Origin of the sequence: uncultured Bacteroides sp. (assembly GCF_905207245.1) — a bacterium.
Taxonomy (GTDB): domain Bacteria; phylum Bacteroidota; class Bacteroidia; order Bacteroidales; family Bacteroidaceae; genus Bacteroides.
In genome coordinates this window covers 14,696-35,219 of record NZ_CAJLKP010000035.1, presented here as the reverse complement: position 1 = coordinate 35,219, position 20,524 = coordinate 14,696, and the positions used below count along the sequence as shown (strand labels likewise).

Here is a 20,524-nt window from a genome sequence, read left to right as displayed (position 1 = left end):
TATGAGAGATACTTTGAAATTATTCGTTTTTTGGGTTGTAATGTTGATCCCAGTATCAATGTTTGCACAAGACAAAGGAAACCTTCGCGGAACAATAAAAGATAATACCGGTGGGACACTGCCGGGGGCATCTGTTTCAATTAAAGGGAGCACGCTTGGAACAGCATCCAATATGGATGGTGAATACGTATTGCAGGGAATACCTATAGGAGAAGTAAACATTGAAGTTAATTATTTAGGATACAAACAAATATCCGAAACTATAACCATCACTGCCGGAAAAACCGTTTCAAGGGATTTTATTATGCAGGAGAATTCTTATGAACTGGGCGATATTGTCATCTCAGCAGCTGTCAGTGGACAACAACGTGCTTTGAATCAGCAAAAAGCAGCTGATAATCTGATGCAGGTTATCTCTGCCGACGAAATAGGAAAATTCCCTGATCCGAATGTATCCGACGCTTTAAAACGTTTGAGTGGTATTACAACTGATGGAAAAGAAGTTCAACTCCGTGGTACTCCAGCCAGTTTCACTAATATCAATATGAATGGTGAACAGATTATGAGTAGTCAAGAATCAGGTAAACGAAATGAAGCGCTAGATGTTATCCCTTCTGACCTGTTAGCTTCGATGGAAGTTCAGAAAACGCTGTTACCTTCTAATGACGGAGACGCCATCGCAGGGGTTATTAATATGCGTACCGGAACTGCACGTTCATTGAAACCTAAATTTTCTGTAGATCTGGGGAGCGGATATTCTGACATACGCGAAAAAGTAAACTATAACGCTAAAGCAGGTTATTCACAACGTTTCTTCCCAACCAGCAAGAACTCAAATGGCGTTTTAGGGATTGCAGCAAACTACAGTTTCTTAAGAAACAATAGTGGATATGACCGTTTGGAAGCCGAAGCATGGGAGCCTTACAAGTTGACAGAAAAAGTTACAGGTGAAGTTGTTTCCGATGAAATGTATATTCCTACAGATTATCGTTACCGCTACCAAACCAGTACGGCAACCCGTAACGGTATGACATTTGTTGCAGATTGGGCTCCAACTGTAAATACTAAATTTACATTAAGTGCCGTTTATAATGAACGTAAAGATGATGCTGAAAGATATAGAAACCGACTTCGTTTCCGCGACAATGGAAATGGCTATTATTTAATGGAAGACGGTTCTATTGGTTCGGAACGCATGCGTAGTATCACACAGGTTTCAACTCAAAACGAGAAAATACGTAATTTTAATATCAATCTGGACGGAGAATCGACAATAGGTAGTTGGAAAGTTGATGGAGGATTATTCTACACACTGTCAAAACGTAATTACGAAAGTGAAATGATGGGATTCCAAACCCCCGAATGGAGAGCTGGAAAGAAAGTAAATGGAGTTTCTATTCCAAAAGGAACAGTTATTGGAGTAATGCCCACTATTTATACCAAATACTTAACGGGAAAGTATACTTACGAGCCAACAGGCAATATGGGGACAGAGGCTCCGGATGCTATATCAAGATATAACCTTTATACAGTAGAGAATAACAATCAAATTACTGAAGGTACAAACTTTACCGCAAGAGCTAACGTTTCGAAAAACTACTATATAAAAGATTATGCATCAACATTCTCATTCGGAGTTAAAAGTAAATTTATGAATAACACCGGAGAAGTACCCGTAGGAACAAACACATATTCCTATACAGCAAGTGAAGCAAACAATCTAAGCAACTTATTATACACTGAACAATTGGATACGAAATTCCTGAATAATAAACTTCATTTTGGCAAGGTACCTAGCTTTAATAAGACCAAAGCATACATGAACAATCCTGCAAATGCCGGTGATGCAAGAGTAAACGAATACTTTTCAAATATGAATCGTGAAGGAACTTATTATGATACTCAGGAAAAAGTTTTTGCAGGATATGTAATGAATAAAACACAAATAGACAATGTTATGTTGTTGGCTGGCGTACGTGTTGAACATACTCGCGTGAACTACAAGGCAAACAAAATAGAACCTTATGTAGATCCGAATGCTCCGATACAGAACGACAATCCGGACGCATTTAATGCTTACAAAAGTACACTTGTTAGTGAAAAATTACATTATACTAAATTCTTGCCAAACCTTCAAATGAAGGCCGATATGTCTCAGAATACAGTTCTTCGTATATCTTGGACAACAGGATACTCGCGTCCTAATATTCTTGACCTTGTACCTAGTCAAGGTGTTTCTCAGGATCTGGAACGTGTAACTCTTGGGAATCCGGAATTAAAACCAGCTTATGCTAATAATTTCGATATTCTTATCGAACAATATTTACCAAGTGTAGGTCTTATTTCGTTAGCAGCATTTCATAAGAACATACAAAAATTCCAATTCTTGAATGAAGGTATTCTGGATGACCCTACCAGCAATTATAATGGATGGCAAGTTATACAAACTAAGAATGGTGAATCTGCTAAAGTATTCGGTGCTGAAATAACGTTAAATTCAGCCTTAACTTTCTTACCTTCATTCCTGAAAAACTTAGTGCTTACAACGAATTATACATATGTATTCTCGCAAGCCACAACAGATAAAGACAGAGGGGTTACTCGTTTACCAGGTCAGGCTGAAAGTACAGCTAATTTAGCTTTGGCATACTCAACCAAACGTTTCACGTTACAAGCTTCTATGAATTATATGGGTTCATTCATCAACGCTTTAGGCTCTAATTCAGAACGTGATATTTGGCAAGATGGTCGCTGGCAGCTAGACTTGAACGGATCGGTAAACATATATAAAGGGCTAACTTTCTGGGTGGAAGTTGTAAATGCACTTAACAGCGAAAGTTATGCTTACTTCGGTAATAAAGAGCGTGCATATAAGCTTCAATACAATGGTGTAACCGGCCGTGGAGGATTTACATATAAATTCTAATAATAAAGTGCCGTAATCAGATTTTCGATGCCATATTGGTTCAATATGGCATCGAACTCTTAAAAATATCAACTTATGAAAGCAAATACGATCATATTATCCATTATCTTCAGTGCCATTTTGTCTATACATTTTTTATACGGACAAGATAACATTCCCGATAAGCAAATACCGCATCCTCGTATTCTATTGACTGAAGAAGAAAAGATACAGTTAGTTAAAAATGTATCTAATGATCCGATTTGGAGTGTATTGCAACAAAATACGTTGGAAGCCTGTGATCAACTTCTTATAACTACACCTCTTAAACGGAAATTAGAAGGTATACGTTTACTCGGGACATCGAGAGAAGTTCTATATCGTATTTTTATGCTTTCGTATGCTTACCGTACAACGGCAGAAAGCAAATACGCCAAACGTGCCAAAGCCGAGTTATTGGCCGTTTCGCAATACTCAGATTGGAATCCGACTCATTTTCTTGATGTAGCCGAAATGACGCTGGCTGTTTCAATAGGTTACGACTGGCTATATAATACATTAGATAAAGATTCCCGGAAGATAATAAGAAATGCAATTTTAGAAAAAGGAATCAATCCTTCCTTAAACAACCAATATAATGGGTTCCTCGCAAGAGAGAACAATTGGAATCAAGTATGCAATACAGCTATGGCTTATGGTGCTATAGCTATAATGGAAGACCAGCCTAAACTGGCAAAAGAAATCATTAAACGCTCTATTGAAAGCATTCGCAAACCCATGAAACGATATGGACCGGACGGAGCCTATCCCGAAGGGTATGGGTACTGGCATTATGGCACTACCTACAATGTGATGCTTTTGGCTTTATTGAAACAAATGTATGGAACGGACTTTGGCCTGTCGGACATTCCTGGCTTTACTAAAAGTGCATATTACATTATGCATATGATTGGTCCTACACTTCAACCTTTCAACTTTGGAGACTCCGATGCGGGAATTCGCCTCAACACATCTATGTTCTGGTTTGCAAAGGAAATGAACGATCCCAGTTTGTTAAATTATGAAATCAATTATCTACTTAACCTCAAAAAATATAACTATGAACAGTATAGTCGTATGTTGCCCTCCATATTTCTTTTCGGACATAATTTTAAATTAAATAAAGTAAATACTGACAGGCTACCCCTTACTTTTGTTGCTCAAAATGAGACTCCTGTATCATTAATGCGTACAGCTTGGGGGACAAAAGACGCAATTTATGTAGGTATAAAAGGTGGTATGCCTTCTGATAACACCCACAACCATTTGGACCAAGGCTCATTCGTAATCGATGCACTGGGAGTACGTTGGGCTATTGACTTAGGTCCACAAGATTACGGATCGCTTGAAAAACACGGACTTTCCATTTGGGATGTGACTCAAAACAGTGATCGGTGGAAAATATTCAGGTATACAAATTTAGCTCATAATGTATTTACTATAAATAACAAACTCTTTGATGTAAAAGGATATGCTAAAATCAAATCACACAAGAATACACCGAAGTTAAAGGAAACCCAGATTGACCTTTCATCATTATATAACGGTCAGTTGGCTTATGCTTCACGTTATATCGCTATTGTCAATGAAGAGTATATTGAAATAAAAGATGAGGTAAGGACCAATACTGAGCCAGCAGATTTAAGCTGGCAAATGCTCACTAAAGCTAAAGTAAAAGCAGTTGATGGCGGATTTTTCTTGATACAAAATGGAAAATCTATATTTGTATCTGTTCCTGCAGGAACAGAACCATTTGTTACGCCCGCAACTTCTGTTAAAGACTTTGATGCACCTAACCCAGACGTGAGTATCATTGGTTACAAAATAAAGCTTACGCCCCAAACAACTCAAACGTTGACGGTACGTTTGTTCCCTCAAAGCATGGATAAAATACAGGAGATATGTGACCGTGTTGCTACTTGGCAGATAAACCACCAAGCCTCGGCAAAACATCACGCACTGGATTGGACAAACGGAGCCTGGTATAAAGGTCTGTCAGAATGGGCAAAAGAAACAAACAAAGAAACTTATTTTGATTTCTTAAAAGCCCAGGGTGAACGTCACGGCTATAACGTTTATTACAGACCTTATCATGCCGATGACATTTGTGTCTCGCAAATGTATCTGGAGCTATACAAAAGATATGGTGATAAAGAATTCATTACTCATACCATAGAACGACTTGACTATGTAATAAACAACCCATCAAAAGCACCTTTGGAAAAAAAACACCCCAAGGGCCGGGATGAGCGTTGGTCATGGTGCGACGCACTGTTCATGGCTCCACCTGTTTATGCCGGGTTATATACGTTAACCGGTAATAAAAAATACGCCGACTTTATGGATAAAGAATTTAAAGAATGTACCGACTCACTCTACGATAAAAGTGCAAAATTATATTTCCGCGATTGTACGAAGATCAACCTTCGCGAAGCAAACGGAGAAAAACAATTCTGGGCACGTGGTAATGGATGGGTATTAGCCGGTATCCCGATTATCTTAGACAATCTGCCAAAGGATTATCACAACAGGCAATATTATATCAACTTGTTCAAAGATTTAGCTGAAGGTATTTTGAGAACACAAGATGAGAGAGGATCCTGGCATGCGAGTTTATTAGATAATGATTCATACCCTTTACCCGAAAACAGTGCTTCGGCATTCTTCTGTTATGGCATAGCATGGGGAATAAGAAATGGATTACTTGATAGAAGAACCTATATGGAACCAGTGCTTAGGGCATGGGCTACATTATGCAGCTATATACATAAAGATGGGAAAATGGGGTATATTCAACCTGTAGGACATGATCCAAAACCAGCTGATGAGAATACAACAGATGTGTATGGTGTAGGCGCTTTCCTCCTAGCCGGATCAGAAATAATGAAATTGGAAAAGAATAATCAAAAATAAGAAATGATGAACAATACACTCAACCACGTAACAATGAACAAAAGAACCAATTATCGTTGGGTCATATGTTCTATGCTGTTTTTTGCTACAACCATTAATTACCTGGACCGTCAAGTACTTTCGCTTACCTGGAAAGATTTCATCGCTCCGGAATTCCACTGGACAAACACCCATTATGGAACAATAACAGCTTTATTCTCCATATTCTATGCTGTGAGTATGCTGTTTGCTGGAAAGTTTATTGATAAGACAGGTACAAAGAAAGGATATTTGTGGGCCATTGGTATTTGGTCCATCGGAGCATGTTTACACGCTTTCTGTGGTATTATCACCTCAGGAGCTGTTGCCGGTCAATGGCTAGTTGGATTTACCGGCGCCAAAGAAGCAATTACCACAATTGGTAATACCACTCTTATTGTAACAGTAAGCGTAACATTATTCATCATCGCCCGTATGATTCTGGCACTTGGTGAGTCTGGTAACTATCCAGCAGCAATAAAAACAACAGCGGAATATTTTCCTAAAAAAGACAGAGCTTTGGCAACAAGTCTTTTTGATTGCGGTTCCGTTGTCGGAGCATTGGCAGCTCCTGTAACCATCCCTGCCATAGCGGAAGCATGGGGATGGGAAATGGCCTTTCTTGTGATCGGTGCACTTGGCTTCATTTGGATGGGAGCATGGATGTTGATTTATAAAAAACCATATATGAATCCAAAAGTAAACGAGAGTGAGCTACAGTACATTTATCAGGATGGACAGGATACGAAGAAGGGAAAAGAGAAAATTCCTTACCTGACCTGTCTAAAATATAAGCAAACCTGGGCATTTGCCTTAGGCAAGTTTCTAACAGATGGTGTTTGGTTTTTCTTTTTATTTTGGACTCCAGCTTATCTAAGTGCCGTATATGATATTAAATCATCCGACCCCAAAGGACAATTAGCTATATTTTTGTTATATCTGATTTCACTAATATCCATTGTTGGAGGCTGGTTACCATCTTATTTTGTAGACAAGAAAAAAATGAATCCTTATGATGGACGCATGAAAACAATGTTGATTTTTGCATCCTTCTTACTGATTGCCCTTTTTGCCCAGCCATTAGGACACATATCTTATTGGATACCGATCATATGTGTAGGTATTGCAATGGCAGGTCATCAAGCCTGGTCGGCAAATATATTCACTACTGTTAGTGATATGTTTCCTAAGAAAGCGGTCGGAACAATTATCGGAATTGGTGGAATGGCCGGTGGTATTGGTGCGTTTATCATCAACAAAGGTTCAGGCGTATTATTTGATTATGCAGATCAAACGCAAATGGTTTTCATGGGCTTCAAAGGAGAAGAAGCCGGATATTTTATTATATTTTCAGTTTGTGCCTTCTCTCACTTGATTGGTTGGGTGGTTATGAAAGCATTGGTCCCCAGATATAAACCGATTACTGATTTATAAAAAAAAAATAGGATGAACAAGTTGAAATTGATTTTACTATTTGTCAGTTTTATATTCCTGATACCAAAGACATTTTCTTATAGAGATACATGTCGTATATCTAGTAAAGAATATTACACAACAAAGAGGATTGACACCCTCAGTTTACATGCTATGCGTATGCTTTCGGAATTGAATGCTTCTGTGATGAAGCATGTCAATTCTGACAAAGACTCTCCGGATTATGGTGGCATCTACTGCCCACATTGTAAATTATATCATACGCGAGCAGCAGAGACAGTTTATCCTTTTGCATATGAGTATCATAAAACGAGAAATAAGACCTATTTGAGAGCGGCAATCAATGCCGGGAACTGGCTCATAAAACAGCAGGAAGATAACGGAGCATGGCTCGAAACACCGGAAGAATGGACAGGTACAACTACCGATCAGGTATTAATGATGGCATTAGCATATCCCATTCTAAAATCACATTTATCGAAGAAAGAGAAAGATTCGTGGCTGCATTCCATTGAGAAAGCAGGCGATTATCTTGTCAAAGTGATGTCACCCCAATTCGCCAGTATCAATTATTGTGCAACAACTACCGCCAGTCTAATGGCTGTAAACGAAGTCATAAATAAACAATCCTATCAGAATAAAGCACGAGAACTGGCCTACCAAGTGGTTGGTAAAATGGATCAGGATTACTTCCTTACAGGCGAAGGTGGTCGTGTATTCGGAGTGAAATATGGAATAGATCTAGGATATAACCTTGAAATGTCTCTTTGGGGATTAGCTTTATTTGCGCAATTGGCAAAAGATGATGTGATTAAACAAATTGTAGAAAAATCACTAGCACAGCACCTGTATTTCATTTATCCTGACGGTTCAATGGACGCTTCGTGGGGAATCCGTTCCAATAAATGGACTTGTTTTGGTAGTGGTACTTCTGATGGATGTCAGGTACTCTTTAGCCTGTTTATGGATAAAAACGATCAGTATCGTACGGCCGCTATCCGAAACATACAATTTCTTAAAACTTGTATGAAAAACGGTATTGTTGGTTTTGGACCTTTGCATTACGATATATATGATTACCAACCTTGCATTTATCCCACTTTTACCAAAGCCAAGAATATGGCAATGGCAGTAGCATTAGCAAAAGCAGATGTGGGTAAAGTGCCACAGTTACCTCTTGATAAAAAGGGCATACATTATTTTCCGACATTGAACCTGACGGTGTCAAGAACAGCACAGTGGTGTGTTACTATATCAGGATATACGTACAAAGATCCGGCGGGAGATCGCACAAAATATATGCACCGCCCTGGTGGAGGTACAATAACCAACCTTTGGTTAAATGGACATGGATACTTTCAAGCATCCTCGCAAACCATCTATAAAAGATGGGAACCAATGAGCTTCCCGGAAATTCCGACTCCACTACCATTGACCCCAAGGATTGAATTTAGTAGTGACTTAGGCTACTTCACCAATCTGTATGAATTTGATGCTATCATGACCAACAATGAAAAAAATGGAGCGTATATCGTAACAAGCTTTGGTGAACTAAAAAATAATAAACAACAGGAAGGTGGCATTGCTTATCAATTGAAGCATATAATAAACGATAATAGTTTGTGCAAAGAGATTGAACTTATTTATCATGATACTAAATCCTCTGTACGTATTATTGAACCAATCATCTATTATCCTGGCATGGAATTCAAGCAAATAGACTCTAAAACAGTACATATAAAAATGAATAACAAGATAGTAGAAATGAAAATAACATCAAACAATGCAGATCTTGAATTAGGAACAGATAAGGAAAAATACAAATGGAGTTATCCTGCCTTAAAGGCTTTCCCAATTATCCTAAATATAGTTTGCAAAAAAAATGACTTGAGAAGAACTATCCAATTTTGTTATAAATTAATTTAAAAGAAGAGTTTCAAAGTATATCACTTTTAACTCCACTGTAAGAAAATAAATTCAGAACTATTTCTAAAAAGAATCTTATATGCGCAATATATTTTTTGTTTTATGGATATATCTGGCTAGTCTGCCTGTTCACGCTCAGATCTTGAACTCACCGAATCAAAACATGGCTTTATCATTTACACTTGACCAGCAAGGTACACCTATCTACACACTCAACTATAAAGGTAAAGAAGTAATAAAGCCAAGCAAGCTGGGCTTCGAGATTGTTTTGAGCAAATTGGGAATTATTGATTTAACTCGGAATTTTACAGTTATCAGTGTAACTACTGATTCAGAGGATTCAGTATGGAAACCTGTTTGGGGCGAAGAAAAAGAAATTCGAAACCATTATAACGAGATGCTTGTAAAGCTATCAAATACAGATCGTTTGATGAATATCCGTTTCCGTTTATTCGATGACGGACTAGGGTTCCGCTACGAGTTCCCGAAACAGAAGATACTATATGACTTCATTATAAAAGAAGAAATAACGGAATTCAATCTGGCAGGAGATCACAATGCATTCTGGATGCCGGGCGATTATGAAACCAATGAATATATGTATCTTACAACCAAGATATCAGAAATAGCAGCTAACAGGAAAAAGGCTCTTACACGTATAAAAACACAAGTACCCATTGAAGATGCTGCTGTACAAACTCCATTTATGATGAAATCGGATGACGGATTATATATCAACATCCATGAAGCAGCATTGGTCGATTACCCTGCTATGCATTTAAATGTCGAAGTAAATGATCTGAAACTTCGTTCTCATCTGGTGCCCGATGTTTGGGGAGGAAAAGGAGATGTCTATACTCCGGGGAAATCCCCATGGCGAACGATTATCGTAAGTGATGATGCTCGCCATATTTTAGCCTCAAAGCTTATTCTTAATTTAAATGAACCTTGCCAGTTCGAAGATGTCTCCTGGATCAAACCTATAAAATACATCGGAGTTTGGTGGGAAATGTTTGTAGGTAAAGGAACATGGAATTACACGGATGATACTCATATAAAACTTGGTATTACTGACTACTCAAAAGTGCAGCAGAATACAACACATTCCGCAAACACAACAAATGTAAAATACTACATTGATTTTGCTGCAAAACATGGATTTGATCAGGTATTAGTCGAAGGTTGGAACATTGGTTGGGAAGACTGGGGAGGCAAAGTAAGAAGCAATTTATTTGATTTCGTAACCCCATATCCAGATTTTAACGTAGAAGAGTTACAACAATATGCTGCCAGTAAAGGTGTAAAAATAATGATGCATCACGAAACAGGTGCTTCCGTAGCCAATTATGAACGTAAGTTAGATGATGCTTTCCAATTTATGAGTAACCATGGATACAATGCCGTGAAGACGGGATATGTAGGTTGGATTAGGCCCAAAGGAGAACATCACGATGGACAATGGATGATAAATCACTATATACATGTAGCCAATACAGCTGCCAAATACAAGATCATGGTAAATTCACATGAAGCAGTACGTCCTACAGGTTTACACCGTACTTATCCCAATTGGTTGGCGCAGGAATCTGCCCGTGGAACCGAATTTGAAGCTATGGCAGGATTACCACCCGAACATACAACTATACTTCCATTCACTCGTTTAATAGGTGGACCAATGGATTATACGCCAGGCATTCTACAAACCATATTCAGCTATCATAACCCAAAGAAAACAAAACAGGCAGGTACTACACTTGTTAAACAATTAGCTTATTATATAACCATCTATAGTCCGCTGCAAATGGCTGCCGATCTTCCCGAAACATATGAGCGTTTTGCTGATGCTTTTCAATTCATCAAAGATGTGGCAATAGACTGGGATCATACCTATATTCTGGAAGCAGAACCTGGTGATTACATCACAATTGCCCGTAAAGCCAAAAGCAAGAACGAATGGTTTATTGGTGGTATCACTGACGAGAATGCCCGCACTGCAAATATAACCTTCGATTATCTGCCATCGGGACAACAGTATATTGCAACTATTTATGAAGATTCAAAGACTGCACATTGGCAAACGAACCCAATGTCTTATCAAATAAGAAAAGTAGTCGTTACCCATAAATCGAATCTTAAACAATATTTAGCCCCAGGTGGTGGAGTGGCTATCAGCATTAAAGAAGTAACAGATAAAACAGAAATGAAAGGTCTGAAAAAACTTTGAAACTGAATAAAATTACCCGGTAATTAAAAACAATTCAAAACCTATAATATATGAATAAATTGCAATTCGCTTTTACTATAGTTCTCCTTTTCTCAGGTGTTTGCGCATCAAGTAAGACTGTTGTTGTTGACGATAAAATATCAACCAAAACAATCAATGATAAGCTTGCTGCTCTTCAAAGTGGAGATACACTTTTATTAAAAAAAGGCTATTATCGTGTAAATCTGAAGTTGATAAATAAAAGCGGTATTCAGGATACCCCTATCGTGATAAGGGGGGAAGATCGGGCATATACTACGATAGATGGTGGAGCAACTAAACCGGGCAGTAACTTGAAAAATTACGGGGTATTCATTGAAAATAGTTCATGGATCACGATAGACAACTTATCTTTCAAGAATTGCTGGGTAGATGTTGTGCGAGTTCATGAATCAAATTATATATCATTGGTCAACTGTACTATAGAAGGTGGACGGCGCGCACTTTTTGCTCAGGGACGAAGAAGTCATCATTTTCTTGTAGAGAACTGTTATTGGGAACAAGGTAAACATGTTTGGACAAAAGAAGGTAAATTCTCGTGGGCTGAGTTACATCATGGAGAGTTTAAACATTACAACGGTAGCATCTTTCAAGCAAAAATGATTGGAGGATCCTTTGTTATTCGCGACAACTATATTAAAAATGTATATAACGGAATACGGTTATCGATAATGGGCGATGCAGAAAATGATACTTTAGCTTGTACTAATGGAGAGATCTATCGGAATACAATTGAAAATTCGGCTGATAATGCCTTTGAGCCCGAAGTTTATTGCAAAAATCTTCACTTTTATCATAATAAAATGATCAACAGCCATGCCTTTATCTCAATAACCGAAGTAGGAGGAGGACCAATCTACTTCTATGGAAATACAGGAGTCAAATTACCTAATTGTAATGACGGTTGGACGATCTTCAAATTCGTAGGCAAAGAAAGACGCCTGACGAAACCGTTATATATATTCAATAATAGTTGGCAGGTTAACTCTGATATATTAGGACGTATTAATGAACAACATTGGCACAATGACTACATTCATCATTTCAACAATGCTTATCATCTCTCAAATGCCGATACAGTTGGTATCTATTATTTAGGAAAAAACAACTATTTTGAGAATGACTGTGCTAATATCCCTTTTCCGAATAAAGTAGCCCGAACCAGTAAATATTCGAGTATAGTAGCTGACCCAATGTTTATTGATGGTGCTTATGGTAACTTTTTGTTAAAAGAGAACTCGCCTTGTAAGAATGCAGGAATAATACCGGATGATATTTCGATTTATTATACCGGAAAAAAGTTGGATATTGGTGCTTATGATGATGGCAAGTTAGTAGAAGGGCCAATCTTCCGGTATGTAAATCCAGGTATAGAAATGCCAGACCGGGAAAAGCCCCGTATTGTGAAACATAAAGTGGAAAATAATACCTTGAAACTCTGGTTCTCCTATCCTCTAAACGAACAGACCGTTAATACTGGAAATTTCATGCTAAATGATATTAGTTTTCAACGTTTTAGTCTCCAGGAAGAGAACTGTTTACTTATATTAACAGCAAATAAGACATTGCCCTTTAATAATATTTATTTGTCAGTTATTAAAAAGCCTCAAAGTATAGATGGTGATGATGTCACTTTATGGGCATCATCTATTCCTACGAAACTAGTTTCAGAAGCTCAGAAAGCATTAGCATTAGCAAAGAAAGCTGCAGATTATTTAATACAGAACACACTATTTGAATTTGAGCCCAAAGTGGTAACTTTCAATGCTAATATATCCCGATTACGAATTTCCGAGCAGATACTGAATCATCCAGGTCAGATCGCTTATGGGCTGATAAATCTAAACACCAAAGAAGCAAAAGAAACAAAACTCGGTTTTTCCTTCCGTGGTAATATAAAACTCTATTTGAACGGGAATCTTATTTATGCTGGAAAATCCGATAAAGAACAGTTTGAAGAATATACCTATAACCGCTTTCGGTTTAGCCATGAAATAAAGGTCAATTTATATAAAGGAGAAAATCGACTTTTATTAAAAACATCTGGTGAAAGTAAAGGGCTTGAATTTGCCTGTTGTGCTTTGAAACCAGATCAATTGTTCGATAATACTATTGAAATAAGGAATAATATTGCAAACTCATACGCCAACAACTGGCTGGTAACAGCACCTTTTGAAACAACTTCTGTTAACCCTATGGATTTTATGTTCGAACCTGAACGAACGATACGTGAATATTATGTCTATAACGACCAGATGATTACGTGGCAAATGCAGCAGCCTCTCATCCAGCAAGCCATAAAAATTTCATCATTTACAAATAACAAAAAAGGTTTTAATGCCGATTGGCATTATGCAAATTCAAATACTTTACTAGGAATGTTGAACTTGTACAAAGCTTCGAATGACTATACATATCAGGCATTTGTCGACAAATTCAATCAGCACGTATTCGACCATTATCATTTTTTTAAAGAACAATATTGTTCACTGCGTATAATGCGGGGAGCATACTTTCGTTTATTCAGAGCTACCATGCTTGATGACACTGGAGGTGCTGCTTTACCTTTAGCTGAAACAGCTTTAAATGCCAAGCCACAAATTTTACATCGGGAAATACTTGATCAGGTCCTCAATCATATACTTAACAAACAATCGCGTCTTGCGGACGGAACATTGTGTCGTCCCGAACCGGTTGAACAAACCATTTGGGCCGATGATATGTTTATGTCCGTTCCGTTCTTGTTGAACATGGCCCAATTAAATAAAGATAGCAAATTATATGATGAAGCTGCTTTCCAGGTATTGCACATCAATCATTATCTAACTGATCCACGCACCAACCTGTGCAGACATGGATGGTACAATCAAACAAAGGAGTTAGCACCTGTTGCATGGTCAAGGGCAAATGGTTGGATAGTCTGGGCAATGTCCGAAACGTTGCTCAAGTTGCCAACAAACCACAAGAAGTATAAAAAGATAAAAGATACATTTACTAAACGCTTAATAGATTTACTCAATTATCAGTCTGAAAACGGTTTATGGCATCAAATCCTAAATGACCCAGACTCCTATCTTGAAACCTCTGGAAGCGCCATGTTCGGATTGGCATTGGCAAGGGCGATTAACCATAAATGGATCTCACAACGTTACATTCCCCAATTAATGAAAACATGGGAAGCTGTTTCGGCACAGATCGATGAAAATGGTGTAATATATGGTATTTGTCAAGGAACAGACATGGGTAAAGATGCCAATTATTATAAAAAACAGAAAACGCTTGAAAGTGATCCGCGCGGAATGGGTGCCGTACTAACCTTTGGGGCGGAAATGTATCATTTTTTAAATAAATAACAGATTAAATATGAAACGTATATTAAGTATAGGCTTATTGATGGTAATAATGATATTCAACCTTTCTGCGGTGGATATAGTACCATTACCTTATAAAGTAACAACTACAAATAAAAAGTTCTCCTTAGAAAAGGACGTTGATTATGAGAGACTTTTGATGAGAAAAGATACATCTATCAAATCGTTTCAAATAGGTATTCGTGGAGAAAAAATGGATAGACTTTTCCAGAAACTAGGTTTTTTCAAAGAAGAACTAGGCAATGAAGGTTATGAACTTTTTATAGACAACAATCAGGTTGTATTGGCAGCTAATACCCCTCAAGGACTTTTCTATGGAAAGCAATCTTTAATTCAACTGATTCGTGGAGCACAGGATAATACACTTCAGGGACTTCATATCATAGATAAGCCAGCAGTGAAATACCGTGGGGTAATGGATGATATAAGTCGTGGTCCCGTTCCGACCTTGGAGTACATGAAATATCAGATTCGCCGATTCGCTGAATTGAAAATAAATACATTAACTTACTATACGGAACATGTAGTACGTACAGAAAAGCATCCTGAGTTTGCACCTCCTGGCGGAGCATTGTCCATAGCCGAATGGAAAGAATTATCAGAGTATGCAAAGGAGTATTATATAGAGTTAATACCCAATTTTCAGTCACTTGGTCATGCCGAAAAAGTGCTACTTTGTCCTAAATTTCAAAATATCGCTGAAAGCAATACAATGTATGCTTTAACTAAACCTGAAACATTAGAATTCATGCGGGATATTTATACAGAAATGAGTCCTGCATTTGAATCTAAGTTCTTTCATGTGAATTGTGATGAGACTTTTGATATTGGACGCGGGCCATCATCCGAAAAAGTGAAAGAACTTGGTGTAGGACGTGTGTATACAGATTATATGAACCAGCTGTCTTCAATATTAAAAGACAATGGCAAACGTATGATGATGTGGGGAGATATCGTACTACAACATCCAGAAATATTAGATATTCTTCCAAAGGAAACAGTAATGATGACTTGGGAGTACAGTGATTATGATTCCTACAGCAAATGGATTGATCCGTTTGTAGAAAAGGGATTTGATTTTATCGTATGCCCCGGTGTATTAAATTCATCTCGTATCTCTCCAAACTACAAAATGGCCATTCCTAACATTCAGAAGTTTATAAAACAAGGAATTGAGAAAGGAGCCATAGGAGTACTTAATACAGTGTGGGACGAAGGTAGTTTACATACTTTCGATCGCGACTGGTATGGAGTTGCTTATGGTGCAGAACACTCATGGAATCCGAATAAAAAGGAACTCAGTGATTTTGATGTTCGTCTTTCTAAAGCCATTTACCGAAGTGAAAAGGGAGAACTTATCACAGCCATCCGCAAACTTACAGAAATGAGCGAAATCGAGGCACTTGATAATATGAGTGAGCTTGTATTTTGGAAAACGATAATCCCTGAAAGAGGTAAACACATTAAATATAGCCTAACAGACTGGGAAGATGTATTTGAGGCCTGTTTAGAAGTTGATTCTATTTTAAGTAACCCAACTGCCCTAAATTATACACGTGAATATAAAGCATTTGGCATGGTAACCGCTGAATATAAATATCTGGCAAAAGCCAAACTGAAATTGGCCGAAGCTGCATCTTTATATGTTGAAGCTATTGATATTCAACGCCAGGATAAAATAAAAGCCAAAACTTTATTGGATAAAGTTTACGCTAACATAACCGAATGCCGGAACGATTTAGCTAAAGTTCAAAAAGATTATGATGCTATTTGGAAAGCAGAAAATCGTGAGTACTGGAATAACTTTGAAATGGAGCCGTTTAATCAGTTATTAACAGATTACGATGACATAATAACTTCACTCGATAAATCAGTCGGATATTTTGAGCAAGGTTTGCCTTTAATTGCTCCGGCTGATATTCGTTTAGATATCCGAGAACTCAAAAACTCATACTTCACATACTGGCTGATATCCCCAGTTTTCAACTTTGAAAATGGAACAACATTCGATACAGACTTACTAAAAGGAATGGGTGGAGAAAGTACTGCTGCTCCTTTCCCCGGATTCTCATTCTTCAACGATAAGGGAGAAAATATCAAGTGGATGAAATACTCATCCTCACTTTCCGATCGTGTTTCGTTGGATATACCTTTAGAAGCAAAAGGCAAAGCCCTGTCTTATGCTTACTGTACATTAGAATCATCGGAAGAACAAATTGTAACTGCCAGCTTTGGCTTTACCGGAAAACTTGATATTATTTGTAATGGAGTATCTGTCTTTAAGAAACAGGGTAGTGAGACTATGATTACAGACGAATATCAATGTAAACTGCATCTTAAAACAGGGAGAAATAGAATATTACTTAAGTTGGAAAAAGCAACTAACAACTGGGATTTTTCTTTTCGTATAACAGATGCTAAAGTAAGCAGCAGGAAGAATAAATATCAAATATATTAAAAGCATGAAACTTTTATTTAGCTAATAAGCATACAAATACTATATGAATATTTTATCTTTCAATACTGCTAAAGGCCCCCGCAAATACATGAATATACCAATTAGTATAGGTTTTTAGCATTTATTTGATAACTTTGTACACGAATCAATTAAATACTAACACCATGAGAAAACTTAACCACGCACTTCTTGCAGGTGCTCTCGCCTTGGCATGCGCTTCGTGTACCGCGGAGAAAGAAGCTAACTACCAAGTGACACCTCTCCCCCAAGAGGCAAGCTTAACCCAGGCCCCCCCATTCAAACTAAACGGAAATGTTCTCATTGCTTATCCGGAAAACTCTGCCTTGCTGCAATGCAACGCAGAGTTTCTGTCGGAGTACATCCGGCAATCCACGGATTATGCACCAAAAACAAAAGCTATCGCAGCAGGCGAGCAAGTTAAAAATGCAATCACACTGGGACTCGACCCAGGCATTACAAACAAAGAAGGCTATATGCTGACTACCACCCCCGAAGGTATCAGCATCAACGGCCAGACCGAAAACGGAGTATTCTACGGTATTCAGACTCTGCGTAAATCCATCCCCGCCGAAGCCAAAGGAGCAACCATCCTGATACCGGCAGGAGAAATTAAAGACGAACCGCGATTCTCATACCGCGGTATGCACCTCGACGTAGGACGTCACTTCTTCCCCATCGAATTCATAAAGAAGTACATAGATCTGCTGGCACTTCATAATATGAACACTTTCCACTGGCACCTCACCGAAGACCAAGGCTGGAGGATTGAAATCAAGAAGTACCCGAAACTGACAGAAATAGGCTCACAACGCAGCCGCACTGTAATCGGGAAAAATACGCAAGAGTATGACAACACTCCGTATGGCGGTTTCTATACACAGGAAGAGGCGAAAGAAATCGTGAAATATGCGCAGGAACGTTACATCACAGTAATTCCGGAAGTAGACTTGCCGGGACATATGCTTGCTGCATTGGCCGCTTATCCCGAATTGGGATGTACGGGCGGTCCATATGAAGTGTGTCCGCGTTGGGGTATATTTGAAGACGTGCTCTGCATCGGTAATGATAAAACCATGCAATTCCTGGAAGACGTAATGAGTGAAATCATCGAAATATTCCCATCAGAGTATGTACACATCGGTGGTGATGAAGCTCCGCGTAACCGTTGGAAAGAATGTCCGAAATGTCAGGCACGCATCAAAGCGGAAGGTCTGAAAGCAGATAAAAACCATACGGCCGAAGATCGCCTGCAGAGTTATTGCATGACACGCATCGAGAATTTCCTGAACAGCAAGGGACGCCGGATTATCGGTTGGGATGAAATCTTGGAAGGTGACGTAGCACCCAATGCAACAGTAATGTCTTGGCGCGGTATGGAAGGTGGTATCGAAGCTGCACAACTGGGGCACGATGTTATCATGACCCCCACCTCTTTCTGTTATTTCGACTATTACCAGACCGCAGACACACAAGATGAGCCGCTTGGTATCGGTGGCTACGTGCCCATTGAGAAAGTATATAGTCTGGAACCTGTGCCGGCAGCACTTACCAAAGAGCAAAGCAAGCATATTCTCGGTGCCCAGGCCAACTTATGGACAGAGTATATAGCCAGCACCGAACATGTGGAATACATGATATTGCCCCGTATGGCTGCCCTTGCCGAAGTGCAATGGACACAGCCAGAAAAGAAAGATTTCAAGGATTTCACCACACGTCTGGCCCGCCTGATGAAGTTCTATCAAAGAGACGGCTTCAACTATGCCAAGCATGTGTTCGACCTGAAAGCTGATTTCACACCTGATACAGATAAGAAAGCGGTTGTAGTTACATTGAGCACCATTGATGACGCTCCTATTTATTATACATTGGATGGAACGGAACCGACTACTGCTTCACTGAAATATACAGAACCTGTTATCATCACTGAAACAGCAGATTTCCAGGCAGCAGTGATCCGCCCGGAAGGAAAGAGCAAAGTAGTAAACAAGAAGATTTCTTTCAACAAGGCTACTTATTGCCCCATTGAACTGACGTTCCAGCCATCGGAAAAATATAAATTCAGTGGTGCCATTACTTTGGTGGATGGTATGAAAGGAAATGACAGCTATGCCACCGGTGCCTGGTTAGGTTTTGTAGGCGGCGATGTGGAAGCTATTATCGACCTCGGCCAGGAAACGGAAATCAAGCGGGTAGCTACAAATGCAGTGGTTGATATGAGTGCCTGGATTATGGGCAGCACGGGACTGGTAGTATCTGTATCTGATGATAATAAAGAGTTCCACGAAATCGCTTCAAAAGATATTCCGGCGGAAACAAATATCGATAAGAAAGGTGTGGAAAACTACGACATCACTTTCGATCCGGTGAAAGCACGGTATGTGAAGGTGGTCATCAAACGTAGCCCCGCCCTACCGAAAGGACATGCAGGTGAGGGCAAAGCGGCTTATATGTTCATTGACGAAATAGAAATTGACTGATTGTTGATATCAACTTCTGACCATTCTCAGAAAAATACGCCGGAGGTTATCTTGTACAACCTCTTTTAGCGGAAATTGAGCGAATTATACGGATTCATCTAATTGAGAATCCATATAATTCGCTTTTTTTACATCTGAATAATTTTGCAAAAGTCTTGTAATCGTTTTATTTTTCGTGCGACTAATGAAGTAAAAGAGTTAATTTATGGACACAAGAATGTTGGAAAAGCAATTTGTCGACTTCGTGACGGAACATAAACAGATTATCTACAAAGTCTGCTATATCTACGCCACTGACAACGACAATCTCAATGATCTGTATCAAGAGACAGTGATAAATCTATGGAAATCCTTTCCTTGCTTCCGGGGCGAGTGCAAAGCATCCACTTGGGTTTACCGGATTGCTTTGAATACCTGTATCTCTTTCTTCCGCAAATCCAATTCAAGACCAACCGTGATCCCTATCACAGTTGATATGGAATCTGACTTTGCCGATGAGGAAGAAAAAACATCACAACTCCGCGAACTTTATCATATGATAAATAAACTGGGCAAATTGGAACGCGCGCTGATTTTGCTTTGGCTCGAAGAACGGAGTCATCAGGAAATTGCCGATATATTGGGTATCTCCAAAAATAATGTAGCCGTAAAACTCTATCGTATCAAAGAGAATCTGAAAAACATGTCTAATTCCTAAAA

The 20,524-nt window shown here is 38.7% G+C and carries 9 protein-coding genes; all 9 read left to right on the top strand.

All coding sequences use genetic code 11. The features are described from left to right. The first annotated feature begins 1 nt into the window (after position 1). Positions 2-2,926: a TonB-dependent receptor gene (locus tag QZ135_RS12080; RefSeq protein WP_294609303.1), complete on the top strand. Its 2,925-nt coding sequence runs from the start codon at positions 2-4 to the stop codon at positions 2,924-2,926. Between the two features lie 75 nt (positions 2,927-3,001). Further along, positions 3,002-5,857, top strand: a complete 2,856-nt coding sequence (locus QZ135_RS12075) for a glycoside hydrolase family 88 protein (RefSeq protein ID WP_294609301.1) — start codon at positions 3,002-3,004, stop codon at positions 5,855-5,857. 6 nt (positions 5,858-5,863) lie between these two features. Then, positions 5,864-7,309, top strand: a complete 1,446-nt coding sequence (locus QZ135_RS12070) for an MFS transporter (protein WP_294609346.1) — start codon at positions 5,864-5,866, stop codon at positions 7,307-7,309. A 12-nt stretch (positions 7,310-7,321) separates the two neighbouring features. Continuing rightward, entirely contained in the window at positions 7,322-9,235 is a 1,914-nt protein-coding gene (locus QZ135_RS12065) for a hypothetical protein (RefSeq protein WP_294609300.1), read from the top strand. A gap of 79 nt (positions 9,236-9,314) precedes the next feature. After that, complete coding sequence (locus QZ135_RS12060; protein ID WP_294609298.1) at positions 9,315-11,459, top strand: glycoside hydrolase family 97 protein; 2,145 nt, start codon at positions 9,315-9,317, stop codon at positions 11,457-11,459. A 50-nt stretch (positions 11,460-11,509) separates the two neighbouring features. Then, complete coding sequence (locus QZ135_RS12055) at positions 11,510-14,851, top strand: glycoside hydrolase family 88 protein (RefSeq protein ID WP_294609296.1); 3,342 nt, start codon at positions 11,510-11,512, stop codon at positions 14,849-14,851. Positions 14,852-14,861: 10 nt separating this feature from the next. Next, positions 14,862-17,327: a family 20 glycosylhydrolase gene (locus tag QZ135_RS12050; RefSeq protein ID WP_294609293.1), complete on the top strand. Its 2,466-nt coding sequence runs from the start codon at positions 14,862-14,864 to the stop codon at positions 17,325-17,327. Positions 17,328-17,491: 164 nt separating this feature from the next. Continuing rightward, the gene (locus QZ135_RS12045) at positions 17,492-19,825 is read left to right on the top strand and encodes a glycoside hydrolase family 20 protein (protein ID WP_294609291.1); all 2,334 of its coding nucleotides are present in this window, start codon (positions 17,492-17,494) and stop codon (positions 19,823-19,825) included. Between the two features lie 205 nt (positions 19,826-20,030). After that, positions 20,031-20,522, top strand: coding sequence for a sigma-70 family RNA polymerase sigma factor (locus QZ135_RS12040; protein WP_294609289.1), 492 nt, complete (start codon positions 20,031-20,033; stop codon positions 20,520-20,522). The last annotated feature ends 2 nt before the right edge of the window (positions 20,523-20,524 follow it).